The 13385-nt window shown below is 39.5% G+C and carries 9 protein-coding genes and 1 pseudogene; 5 read left to right on the top strand and 5 right to left on the bottom strand.

Going from position 1 to position 13385, the window contains the following annotated elements; genetic code table 11:
* From G327_RS0123115 to melB, 4 genes are all read right to left on the bottom strand, one after another.
* A partial coding sequence (locus G327_RS0123115) for an MFS transporter (protein WP_019617185.1) occupies nt 1-714 on the bottom strand: 714 nt, incomplete at its 3' end.
* 211 nt (nt 715-925) lie between these two features.
* Nucleotides 926-2035, bottom strand: a complete 1110-nt coding sequence (locus tag G327_RS0123110) for a carbohydrate porin (RefSeq protein ID WP_019617184.1) — start codon at nt 2033-2035, stop codon at nt 926-928.
* Between the two features lie 166 nt (nt 2036-2201).
* On the bottom strand, nt 2202-2375 hold the full coding sequence (locus G327_RS26985; RefSeq protein WP_019617183.1) for a hypothetical protein: 174 nt from the start codon (nt 2373-2375) through the stop codon (nt 2202-2204).
* A gap of 63 nt (nt 2376-2438) precedes the next feature.
* A complete protein-coding gene (gene melB / locus G327_RS0123100; RefSeq protein WP_019617182.1) occupies nt 2439-3863 on the bottom strand; it encodes a melibiose:sodium transporter MelB in 1425 nt (474 codons plus the stop codon).
* A gap of 504 nt (nt 3864-4367) precedes the next feature.
* Here melB and G327_RS0123095 point away from each other — a divergent pair.
* From G327_RS0123095 to G327_RS0123080, 4 genes are all read left to right on the top strand, one after another.
* Nucleotides 4368-7712 carry a DUF5107 domain-containing protein gene (locus G327_RS0123095; RefSeq protein ID WP_019617181.1) on the top strand — a complete coding sequence of 1115 codons (3345 nt, stop codon included), beginning with the start codon at nt 4368-4370 and terminating at the stop codon, nt 7710-7712.
* Between the two features lie 76 nt (nt 7713-7788).
* Nucleotides 7789-10059: an alpha-galactosidase gene (locus G327_RS0123090; protein WP_019617180.1), complete on the top strand. Its 2271-nt coding sequence runs from the start codon at nt 7789-7791 to the stop codon at nt 10057-10059.
* Nucleotides 10060-10108: 49 nt separating this feature from the next.
* Nucleotides 10109-10999, top strand: coding sequence for an aldose epimerase family protein (locus G327_RS0123085; protein WP_019617179.1), 891 nt, complete (start codon nt 10109-10111; stop codon nt 10997-10999).
* A 341-nt stretch (nt 11000-11340) separates the two neighbouring features.
* On the top strand, nt 11341-12543 hold the full coding sequence (locus tag G327_RS0123080) for an ROK family transcriptional regulator (protein WP_019617178.1): 1203 nt from the start codon (nt 11341-11343) through the stop codon (nt 12541-12543).
* A gap of 93 nt (nt 12544-12636) precedes the next feature.
* Here the strand turns inward: G327_RS0123080 and G327_RS25510 are convergent.
* A pseudogene (locus tag G327_RS25510) lies at nt 12637-12966 on the bottom strand (twin-arginine translocase subunit TatC); the annotation flags it as partial.
* Between the two features lie 54 nt (nt 12967-13020).
* On the opposite strand from G327_RS25510, the gene G327_RS0123070 reads away from it, so the two are divergent.
* The coding region (locus G327_RS0123070; protein ID WP_019617176.1) for a transposase-like zinc-binding domain-containing protein at nt 13021-13385 on the top strand (365 nt) is incomplete at its 3' end.

Here is a 13385-nt window from a genome sequence, read left to right as displayed (position 1 = left end):
TTTATCGGTAAGGTAACTGATAGTAACTGTGCCTATCGCCACTTCAACTCCCACATAAACGAAAAGAGTACAGGCTCCGAATACAAAGTGTTTCCGTTTAAACAAAGCTTTAATTTGTTCAACATAATGACTCTGCTCATCACTTTTAAAGTCTTGAATATTACTTTTAAAGATAATCACTCCTAGGGAAAAAATTGCGAAAGCGAATAAGAAATAAAGATTAGCAATCCCTAACGTCACTAGTGTCAAACCGATAAATAATGGAGCCAGCGTCGTTCCCAGTGAATTAATCGATGAGGTAAAAGTTAACCTTCTTGATGCAGAAGCCTGATCACCAAGGTGCGTTACATAAGGGTTAGCAACAACCTGCATTGCAGCAACTCCTAACGCAAGAATAAAAATAGCCAGAAGTGAGCCACCGAATGACCTGAAGGTAACTGCTAGGAAGAACAAACATGCTCCGACAGCCGTACAAGCTAAAGAGATGGATAAGGTCATTTTATAACCGTTTTTATTCATCAAGAGCGATGTCGGAATGCAGATTACAAATGGAGCAAGGTAAAAGGCAATTTGCACATACATTGACTGTTTATAATTCAGGTCAAATAAGACTTGAAAGTGTGGAACCAGTATACTGTTTGCTGAAGTTAGCAGCCCCCAGATAAAAAAGGTCATCGCCAATAAGATAAGGGTGTAAGTACGATTCTGTTTCATATTTTTAACTATTTTATTAATAAGAAGTTTGGTTTAACATGGTTTATTGTTGTTCGAAGGCTCTGTTCCATAACAGTGTAATTGATATGTAACAGATTGATTGTAGAGCTGGATTTATCCGCTATTCAGTTATTAACGACCTAAAGCCAATCTGCAAAAAGAGCCAACATCAAACGAGAACAAAGCCTGTTCGAAATAATTCTAAAAACCTTTAAAATAAATATTTAAAACGAACACGACCGCCAAAATCATCACCTTCATCGAAGTTACTAGTAAGTGAAAGACCCTTATCGGTCAGATTCGTGTGATAAGCGCCGATGTAGATTGAAAAATCTTCAACATCAAAAATATCAGCGAACTCATAAGATGTGTATGTCGTCTTAACTTCAATTTTTCCATCGTGCCAGCCGGAATCCGCATCAAAATCATTCACACCGTAAATATAACCAAGCCCAAAACCTTTCCATAAAACATTAAGCCCTAAAGATGAATCAGCTTCATTAAGTGCATCAAGGTAAGCCGCATTCACATTGACTGAAAGATCGCCTTGGGTGTAGTTTGCGGAAACACCATAACCGGTACGGTTACCCACATCACCTTCACTACCGTCTACGAATGATATTGCATCTTTAACTAAATTAGCTTCCATAGAAGCTGCTATCCGGAAATTATTCATCTGATAAGCAACAACAGGACGTACAATAACTGAATCACCTGAGCCTTCAATTTCTTTACCGTGATAAGTATCGGAAAATAAATCGGAACGATCACCAATCATAGTGGAAACTTCGGTATATAAATTGCCAAATGTCTGGCTGTACATTAACTGTCCAGTCTGTCCTCCACGGCCACGCCCCTCTTTTACCTGGTACATATAACCGGCATTATCCGTATAAAGATCATTCGCAGTATTTCCTGAATACTCCAGGAAAGTATCCTGACCAACAGGGAACATGTCATATGCTTCAAAACGCCCTAACTTCACCTCCCAGCTGTCTTTTGCTCCAAAAGAAAACCATGAATCATCGAGATTAACAACACCAGAGGTATCCATTAACGGCTGCGCTTTAAACTTTAATAAATAACCGGAATCTGTATTACGTTCACCGGCAAATTCAATCAGAATGCGACCGGTTTGATCAAAGTGCGAGTTGTTATCACCAGCGACTTCATTAGTCTTTTCTTGATAATTTAAATCAAATTCCACATCACCGCCGATAGAAAAACTGCCCTTTTCATTATCAATTATATTAATGCCGGCCATCGTAGAGAATGATGTGACCACCGCGGCAGCTGTAATAGATAGTTTAAAAAAATTCATAAATAAAACCCCATAGTTTTGTGTTGAAAAAGCATTAACTTACATTTACTTTAAGCATTAAACTGTACCTAGCCTAAGTCCTTTAAAGAGTGTATAAATTAAGACGTAATTTACTCTACGCAGCCAAAATCAGAATGAAGGAACCCCGCTCACACAAGATGTGTGATTAGAAATAACAATCTGATGTTAAAGTATTTTGATGGTTTTGTGAGCTTGACAAAGGCAGCTTATCAACTGCCTTGACTGTTTCGGTAATGGCGATAGTCAATATTTTTCCGGGGTTAACCGTTGGCGCAATACATACGATATCTTCACCCGGTAAATGACTTGAACCTAGCACTTCAATTCCTTAAATATTACCAATTTCAATGGCCATACTCCCTGGATTGAATTGTTTCTATATCTAATTCACTGCAATAGGTGCCAGATTATCGCTACCGTCTGAATTTTCTACTTTAGAATATTTTAACTTGAGTTCTCTTTGAATTTCTTCCAGTTTGTCTCCCTCTAGCTTGTAATACTTTTGATAGACAAACATTGTGATGGAGAAAAATACTAGCGGTAGCACAGTCATAAACAGGTTCATCATTAACAGTGTTGAATCACTTTGAGTTGTGTTAGGCACAAACTGAGTAATACTTAAGAATAGACCTATAAATAAGCCGGCAAATGCTGAGCCAGCCTTTACTACCAGCGTTTGAACTGAGTAAGCAATACTTTCACACCTAACACCCAGCTTATGCTCACCATAATCGATAGTGTCAGCTACCATAATAATGATGAGTGTCCAGAAGAAAGCAGTACCAATTTGAAACATAACTCCAGCAAAGATTACTAGTGCTAAGCTCTCTTTGAAATACAACCCTACGGCAAACAGTAAGAACAAACCGAGAATAGGGAATATTGATGCGGAGAGCCATAAAGTTTTTCTAGAGAATTGTTTAGCTAGATAAGGGAATAATATAATTATTATTATGTTAGCTATTCCTGCATAAGCCATGTAATACGGGAACATATCTTTATTGCCAATTACATACGTAAAGTAATAAATAGCAAATGAAACAATTATATTGCATGCCAAGTTATATGATAACGACATGACTAATAAGCTGCATAGCTGGCTATTGTGTTTAATTAACTTAATAGTGTCCTTAAGGCTTTTCTTGCTCTCCTTGGTTCCACTATTGCTTGATGAAGAGTATTTTTCTTTTACTCTAGTCAAAAGTATTACAATGCAGATAAAGAAAACAATACCAATGAAAATAGCTAGCTTTTGGAAGCCTTCTGCCTCATTTTCTCCGCCAAAATAAGCAACAGCAGGAATGACCATAGCTGCCATAAGCAAGTTTGCTACTGTTGCAAAGAACCTTGGATAGGGGGCGGTTTTTTCTCGTTCACGCTTATCAAGTGTTAGCGTTGGGAGTATAGACCAGAAAGGCGCATCAATTAATGTAAAGCTCATTCCCCAGAAAATATAACTAAAGGTGATAAAAGCGATCTGCGATAAACCTGAAAAGTGGTGAGCACTAAACAGCATTATTAAAGAAACAATATTTAGAATACAGCCAATAAAAATCCATGGTTTGAACTTACCCCATCTAGAGCGAGTATTGTTAACTACCCACCCCATTACAGGATCATTAACTGCGTCCCAAATCCTTGCTATAAAAAATATTACGCCGATAGTAGCGGCTGAAACACCGACTACATCGGTGTAATAATACATAAGATACATATATACAATAGCAATTGCATAGTTCGCACCGAAGGAACCAATACCATAGCTTATCTTATCGTTAAGACCTACTTTGTGATTATCACCTGCCATCTTCATTTCCTTTTTAGATAATGTTATGACAATTAATTTGCCTTATTTATAAGACCTTAAATCATCATGAAAAATGTCGAACAACGTGCTAATTAAAACCAACGATTTAACGAAGTTTAATTATCTAAATAAACGATACAGTAGGTTTCATTTTGTTTAATCACTGCTTGTCACAAATAAAAGTAAACACAGTTTACAAAGCAAATGGTTTATAAAACAAATAGCTTTCAGTGATTTAGATAAAGAGAGGCGTCTACTCGGAATTTTATTTAAGCTACCTGTAGGGAATTAGGAAGGAATGAAGCTACAGCTATTTAGTTTAGTTATCCTGTAGATAACTATCTGTAAAAAAGCATCATGTCATAGTAGTTAATATTAAACACACCAATACTAAACAGCCTTTACTATTATGCGTGACTTTGAGCTTAGAAATGCCCCTTATTCTTACATAAAATGCTCGCCATTAGATTCTGAAATTAAAAGTGTTAACTTTAGGAGTTAGATATGATGGAAAAAAAAGTGACTGCCTGGGAAGAGCAGATTGTTTACCCTACCTATGAGGTGGGAGCTGTCGATACAAATCCAATGTTTTTGGAAAATCGGGTTTATCAAGGGTCATCGGGATCTGTATATCCTTATGGTGTAATTGATTCGATTAGTGACCATAAATGTGACAAAAGCTATCGCGCTGTATATATCGAAAATGACTACATTCGCATTATGTTATTACCAGAGTTAGGAGGAAGAATTCATCGTGCGTACGACAAAGTAAAGCAACGTGATTTTGTATATCACAATGAAGTGGTAAAACCTGCACTTGTTGGTTTAACTGGTCCATGGATCTCAGGCGGCATCGAATTTAACTGGCCGCAGCACCATAGACCATCAACTTTTATGCCCGCTGATTACAGCATTAAACACAATAACGATGGCTCAGTTACTGTTTGGATTGGTGAAATTGAACACATGTATGGTCTTCAGGTTTCTGCTGGTTTCACCCTCCACCCTCATAAAGCACTTATTGAAATTACCGGTCGTGTATTTAACGGCACGGATGTGGCAAAGCAATTTTTATGGTGGTCAAACCCGGCTGTAACCGCAGGTGATGGGCATCAGAGTATTTTCCCACCAGATGTAACTGCGGTCTTCGATCATGGTAAACGGGATGTTAGTGACTTTCCGATTGCAACGGGCACATACTATAAAGTCGATTATTCACCTGGTACGGATATTTCGCGTTATTCGAATATTCCAGTACCTACATCTTATATGGCTGCTAGCTCAGATTATGATTTTGTTGGTGCTTATGATCACAACGAGCAAGGTGGACTTCTTCACGTCGCCAATCACCATATTGCCCCTGGTAAGAAGCAATGGACTTGGGGGAATTGCGATTTTGGTCTTGCATGGGACAGAAATCTAACGGATAACAATGGTCCATATATTGAGTTGATGACTGGTGTATTTACCGACAATCAACCCGATTTTACATGGATAGATCCAAATGAAGAAAAGTCATTCGTGCAATGTTTTCTTCCTTATAGTGACTTGGGTGATGTGCATAATGCTAATACAGAATTAGCTCTCAACCTAACTCGAAAAGAAGATGGAAAATTCGGCTGGGGGATCTATGCGATTTCGCCACTTGATAGCTATCAAGTAATTATACGTGATGAGATAACGATCTACCTAGATGAAATTCTATCGCTTAAGACGGGAGAGAGCCTAAAACGTACACTGGATGCTGAAGGTTGCGGGCGGCTGACAATAGAGATTTGCAGCCAAGATGGATTTAAACATATTTCTTATCAAGAGCATATTGATAAACAAGAACTAACTCCAGATCCAGCAACCGCGCCTAATAAACCAGAAGCTGTGGAAAGTATTGATGAGCTCTATTTTATAGGTCAGCATTTAGAACAGTATCATCATGCTACAACATCAGCAGTAAACTATTACTTAGAGGCAGTATCACGAGATCCTAAAGATTACCGCAATAATTTAGCGATTGCGACGCTAGAATATGAGCGAGGAGAATATCTACAGGCTAAGAAGTATGCACAGTCAGCACTAGATCGGGCTCATTGTTATAACAAAAACCCAGTCTGCGGCAAGGCAAGCTTTACGCTCGGGTGCATAACTGAGAAGTTAGGTGAATTAGAAAGTGCCTTTAGTCATTACTTTAAATCAACGTGGAGTGGTAACTATAAAGATACTGGGTTCTACGCAGTAGCTAGAATTTCTCTGATTCAGAACAATTATCATGATGCATTAGATTACGTTGAGCAGTCACTAGCTCATAATACGCTCAGTAATAACGCAGCATCGTTGAAAGCAATTATATTAACCAAGCTAGGTCGACACCAGCAAGCTCTCGAATATATTGATCAAATGCTGTCAGAACACCCTCTTGGCTATGCTCTTTATTTCCAGCGGGCTTACATTACAAACTTACCTTCTGACTGGGACGCATTAACTACGCTTTGTCAAGAACGGGATGCGACGGCGATCCACCTTTGTAACCTATATCGGTCTTTTGGTCAGGACAAAATGGCTGCAGAGGTTATCGTGAAAATGGGAGCGACAGGAGCATTACCAACGCTTCTGCTTGCCGCTTTGCAGCCGGAAAACCGAGATTCACTGCTTACCCAAGCAGAGAATAACTTCGAGACAAGCGTGCTGTTCCCTAACACTTTAGGTGAGCACGATCTGTTGAGCTCTCTCACGGATAGCCCACAGGCTAAGTATCTGCTCGGCTGCTTTCACTACGCCAAAAAGTCTTATGAAAAAGCAGCTGCTCTTTGGAAAGATGTCTTAGTTGAACAGCCCTCTTTTATTGGCGCATATCGGTGCCTTGCGATCTATTCGTTTAATAAGCAAAACGATGTAACCACTGCAATTCAATATCTTAATAAAGCATTCGAGCTTAATTCCAACGATGCCAGGGTGCTTTTTGAACTGGATCATTTGAAAAAACGCGCATTAACTATGCCGGAATACCGTTTGCAAATGCTGGAACTCCACCAAGAGACAACGTTAAAACGTGATGATCTCTGTTCTGAATACCTTGCTCTTCTAAATTGGTCCAGAAAGCATGATGTCGTTGAATGCTTGCTTACAAAACGCAATTATCATCCTTGGGAGGGTGGAGAAGGCAAGATTACTGAGCAATATCTTATCCATAAGCAGTTACAAGCCATTGGTGCTATTCACAACAATCAGCTAGAACATGCGCTCGTGTATTTGCAGTCGGCTTTAAGTTATCCTGAAAACGTAGGTGAAGGCCGCCTTGTGGGTCAAACAGATAACGATATTTACTTTCTTCTTGGTGAAACTTATCGCCTAATGGGAGATAAGCGTCAGGCACAAAATCATTTTGAGAAAGCAAGTGCCGGTACATCAGAGATCACCGAAAGTAAGTACTATAATGACCAACCTGCAGATTACCTGTTTTATCAAGGGGCCGCTGCAATGCGCTTAGGTCAAGCAGATAAGGCACGGCAATTATTCTCCAAAATGAAAGCGTGGGGGCAGACCCGAATAAGCGATACTATCGAGCATGATTTTTTTGCCGTATCTTTGCCTGACCTTGTTGTTTTTGATGCGGATATTCAAGAAAACCATAAGATTCATTGCCTATTCGTCCAGTATATGGGGGAACTTGGTCTTAATGCGGTAGATGCGCTCAATACGACAGACGGCTTCGATATCAGCCGATCAATAAAGATAAAAGAAATGCTCCAAAGTACTAGTCCGTTACACGTAAAAGCGATGCTTATAGAATATGCAGTTACCTCTGTATTGTTCAAAAAACAGAGCAAAACCGAAGCACTCTGTTTGGAAGTGTAGTTTTTCACTAATGTATTAATCATGGTTGCTCTTTCAGCTCCTTATAAGAGCAATCATTATAGATATGGATGTATATATGCCTTCAATTTCATTTGATACAAATAATCTTATTTTCTCTTTACAAGGTTATAATGTTTCGTCATTTATCGGTATCGATACCGATGGTGGCCTTCGCCATTATTACACGGGTAGAAAGGTAGAAACCTTTACGAACCCTTCCTACGTTATGACTCATAACCCCCGGGTTTTCGCTGCGTGCCCAGATGAGAATGACCCAGCTTTCTCTGAAAGTGATGTCCCAATGGTATATCCAGGCTGGGGACGCGGTGATCTGCGTTATCCAGCACTGCATATCCGTCATCACGACGGAAACACTATTTCGTCGCTAAAATATGCAGCGCATCGTATAGAAAGTGGTAAGCCTGAACTATCTGGGCTGCCCGCGACTTATTGTGAAAAGAGTGATGAATGTACAACGTTGACAATCACTTTGCGTGATAACGTAAATAAGATCGAAGTTGACCTTCTATTTACTGTGTTTTCTAACGTCAGTGCTATCGCGCGTTCTACCCTTGTTCGAAACACAAGTGAACACTCGATAGAGATTCTGAATGCCCAGTCAATGGCAATTGATTTTTTAGATTCTGACTTTGAGCTTCTTAGCTTGCGTGGGGCGTGGGCTCGTGAATTTGAGATGCAATCTCGCCAGCTACAACAAGGCGTCACCAGTGTTCATAGCAACAGCGGTAACTCAGGACACTTTTTTAATCCATTTATTGCATTAAAGCGACCGGATAGCAATGAATTTCAAGGTGATGTTTATGGATTTAGTCTGGTCTATTCAGGTAACTTTCTAGCACATACTGAGGTCAGTGCTTATGATCAGACTCGCGTGATGATGGGGATAAATCCGCATAACTTCCGATGGCAGCTTTCCCCCGGTGAGTCGTTTCAGACACCGGAAGCTGTGATGGTTTATTCCTCTGACGGCATGAATGGAATGTCTCAGAACTTTCATCACCTATACCGTACGCGCTTAGCAAGAGGAAAATGGAAGTCAACACCTAGACCAAGTCAGGCTAATAATTGGGAAGCAACCTATTTTAACTTCAATGAAGAAAAAATAATCAACTTTGCAGAGCACTGTAAACGGCATGGCGTTGGACGAATGACAATGGACGATGGGTGGTTTGGCTGTCGTAACGATGATACATCGTCGCTTGGTGATTGGGTCGTAGATGAAAATAAATTTCCTAAAGGACTTAAGTCTCTTGCTGATTCGGTTCGTGACAAAGGAGTTGAATTTGGTATTTGGGTAGAGCCTGAGATGTTCAATAAGGATTCGAATCTCTATCGCTCTCACCCAGACTGGATGCTTCATACTGCAGGGCATCCGGCGTCCCATGGGCGAAACCAATATATTCTCGATCTTGGGCGTGAGGAAGTAACCGAATATCTCTACAACTGCTTAGAGCAGGTCTTTGCGGCAACTAAAACAACCTTTGTGAAATGGGACATGAATCGCCATATGACCGAGGTTGGTTCGGCGGTGTTAAATTCAGATCAGCAGCAAGAGGCCGCCCATCGGTATATTCTCGGACTTTACAAATTGTTGGAGAGACTGTTTAAGCGTTTCCCTGAAATTGTTTGGGAAAACTGCGCTTCTGGTGGTGGGCGCCTGGACCCAGGTATGCTTTATTACATGCCGGAAACGTGGACCTCGGATAATACCGATGCTGCCGATAGACTGCATATCCAGTATGGAGCTTCATTAGTTTACCCGATTTCTTCGATTGTAAATCAAGTATCTCCGGCTCCTAATCATCAGGTCGGTAGAAGCACTCCATTTGCATTTCGTAATGCCGTCGCTCTGTTCGGTTCTATGGGGTATATATGTGATATTACATCGCTTTCAGATGAAGAACGTCAAATAGCGAAGCATTACCTTGACATTTGGGGCAAATACAACAGCTTGATCTTCAATGGGCAATTCTGGCGTTTATCTCCGCCAACGAATACGCGTTTTGTCTCTTGGGCAGTTATTGATGATGCAGGCGAAAATGGATTATTAGCTATCTTTAAGCAACGTGCTCGAGCGGCCGCTGCCTACGAGTACATTAAGCTATGCGGACTGAAAAATAACAGCTTGTATCGAGTGAAAATGCTAAGTGAACCTTCGGTTCGTTACCGGATGGCCGATGGAAAAAAAATACCATGGCCATATGCGGATCACGACGCAATATACAGCGGGGCTGAGTTAATGAACCTAGGGTTCGCTTTACCTCCTGAGTTTGTTCATGACGGCGACTATAAAGAATTTATTTATAGCGTAACATTGGTGAATTAACACCCCAAGAGAGCCTGCTGAACGCAGGCTCTTGAATTAGGAAATAGTTATGGCACTAATCACACTAACCTTGAATAAATACTGCGTAACAATTAACACCCGAGGCGGCTGCGTCGATAGATTTACCTATGGTGATACTGATATTTTTCGCCCCCGGCCTCCTAATAATGTCATTGAAGATGCAAGCCTTAGCGGCCTTTTTCCTATGTTACCCTTAGTTAATCGTATTCGAGGGAATAAATTTAACTGTGACGGGCACTGGGTTCAATTACCAATTAATGAAAAGGACAGCCAGTTTTTTTTACATGGAGATGGTTGGCTTTCTGAGTGGCATCTGAGTGATTGTAATGCACAAAAAGTGAGTCTAACGCTCGATAAAAAAACTGAGCTGTACCATTATCAAGCAACACTGCTTTACAGCTTAGATGAATTTGGGTTATCAATATCGCTTGGTGTTATGAATATGGGGTCTCCATTCCCATATAGCTTAGGTTTACATCCTTATTTTATTTGTGAACCTAAAGATAAGGTATGTTTTAACGCCAAAGGATATTGGCCGGAAGGGCAAAATAACTTGCCGGAAGATTACCAAGAGAAGATTCCACAATGTTTAGACTTTACTACGCCGACTAATGTGCCAGAACGTTGGATAAATAACTGCTTCTATGCGCCAGAGCAGAGTGTTTATATTAATAGAATAGATCCCGGGTTACAGATCAATGTGTTTAGTAAGGAAAATTATTGGGTTTTATATAGGCCAGTAGAGTTTGCTGAGTCTGAAGCTTCTTATATGTGTTTTGAGCCACAGCAGTATCCAATAGATGCTCATAGTCAAGAAGCAGTACCACTATTAGATAAAAACCAAAAAAGTGAGATAATGCTTCGAGTTAAGGTTAAGCAAGAGCCTCAGGCTACAATTAAATTAGAAACAGTGATATAACGAATTTTACAATCTAATTTGTACCAGAACAACAAACAGCCCCTTAGTTAAACCTTTAATTTATTAGGCCGTTCAAGGTTGTTTACGGCCTATAGTCACTTTATTTGTCACAATTTTCTGCTCGCTCATATGTGTAACGGGCAGCGTTTATTTAAGAAAATGTTATAAAAACTAAAAGCATTTTATTGGAACAACCCGAAATGCAACTTAAAGACGTGCGTAGGAAAAGCCTAGATTACAACCAATGGTATAACTATAAGCACATAAAACACATAGAACACATAAAACAGGAAAAGCACGGTAAAATGTAATGCATTTGCCTTAACTATTTATAGGTTATTATGAGCAATTTTAATCAGGGACTAAGTAACAGACATCTAAGAGAGTACAACACGGACGCTATTTTAGCACAGTTATACCTGCATAAAATAATGTCAAAATCACAGCTAGCTAAAGCGATTAAGCTGACTATCCCTGCTGTGAGTAAAATCTTAGCTCAATTGGTTGATTCAGGTAGAGTTATATGTCAAAAATCCGAATCTATTTCCAGAGGAAATAGTGCCGGTCATTATATGGTCACACCTTTAGATTATGATATTCTCTGCCTTCATGTATCGCCGCACTGTATTCATGCACTCGTTGTTGATAGCAATATAAACCCAATTTGTAATGATAACGTCTTCGATATATCACCTCAAACACCGGCACAGCTAATCAAGGAAATAGAGCGTGTCTTCTGGTTATACAAAGCGAGTAGTCAGAAGAAACTGCTTAAAATTGCTATTGCACTACATGGCGTCGTCGATATCAAAGCGGGTGCCTCGCAGTCAATGCCACAAGCGGCATGGGATGAGTCGATTGAAATTCGCTATTTGTTAGAACAAAAACTAAATACTGAGGTTTTAATTGAGAATGATTGTGTCATGATTGCGTTGGCAGAGAAGTGGATTGCCAACTCAACAGATAGCGACTTCTGTGTGATAAATGTCGATTATGGCATTGGGTCATCCTTTTTGATTAATGGTAAAATCTACCGTGGACAGCTTAATGGCAGCGGTCAGATTGGTCATACTATTGTCGAACTCGATGGAAAAAAATGTGGCTGTGGACGTTTCGGTTGTTTGGAAACGATTGCTTCAACAAATGCGATACTAAGAACATGTCGTTCGAGGTTTAAGGTAACAAATCCGTTTAATGTTGATAAAGAGTCAACACATTTTGATTTTTCAACCTGTTTACAGCTCTACCAAGAAGATGATCCCATCGTATCTTATATTGTCGATGATGCCGGTAAGTCCCTTGGACTGAGCCTTTATAATTTTTTATTGACTCTAAATGTAAATAACATCCTATTGTATGGTGATGCATGCAAATTTGGAGATAAGTGGCTATCTATTATAAAACAGCAAACTATTTATAGCCCATTTCAAAGTAACAATGAATTAAAGAGAGATAGAGTTTCCATAAAATTTGGCAACTTGTCAAAGAAACAGATCTTACAAGGGATAGGCTTTTCATATGTTGAACGTCAATTTAGCGATTAACTAACCCCAGCTAAAAAGAAGATAAATCAACCTGAGTTCGGTTTAATCAGACAGCTCTTTTTAAAAAGATTTATAATTCAGGTTTAGAGTAATTCAGTCTTGAAGCTTTTCTTCGTTTTCATCTTGTTCATTATCTTTACGCACATAAAAACGTGAAAACCATAAACCTATTTCAAATAATAGAAGCATTGGCACTGCGAGTAATGTTTGAGAAATAACATCCGGCGGTGTTAATAACATAGCGAATATAAATGCGCCGACAACAATATAAGGACGTTTCTCCTTTAACTTTTCAGGCGTTGTTGCCCCCGTCCAGCATAAGACTAAAGTAACGATCGGGATTTCAAAAGCTAAACCAAAAGCAAAAAACAACTTTAAGGCAAAGTCTAAATAACTGCTGATATCAGTTGCTGGCTCTGTTCCAGATAGTTGTTGTCTATACTTGTAAGTACGCATAACTTATTGAAGCTAAAAGCTATGGATACTAAATCATTTACCAAACAACTTAACCAAATAACTAAAACTCTTCTAGCGATGACACCTGCTCAAAGAGAAATTGTTCACCAGTCGATCCAAGCATCACAGGCTGAAATCACCATTAATGAGATGTTTCAGCCTATGTTTGATAATTCATCTCAATGTCCTCACTGTCATTCGAGTCATTTTAAAAAGTGGGGCAAAGCTGGTAAGACACAGAGATATTATCGTAAGAGTTGCCATAAGACATTTAATTATAAAACAAAAACACCTTTGGCCAAGCTTCATAAATGTAATGCTTGGGAAGAGTATGCACGTTGCATGGAGCTAAAGTTAACACTTCGTGAGGCTGCATCTATTTGTAA

It is taken from the genome of Psychromonas ossibalaenae ATCC BAA-1528, from assembly GCF_000381745.1.
GTDB classification, from domain to species: domain Bacteria; phylum Pseudomonadota; class Gammaproteobacteria; order Enterobacterales; family Psychromonadaceae; genus Psychromonas; species Psychromonas ossibalaenae.
Note: the sequence above shows the minus strand (reverse complement) of the source record. Positions and strands in the feature narration are given on the sequence as shown.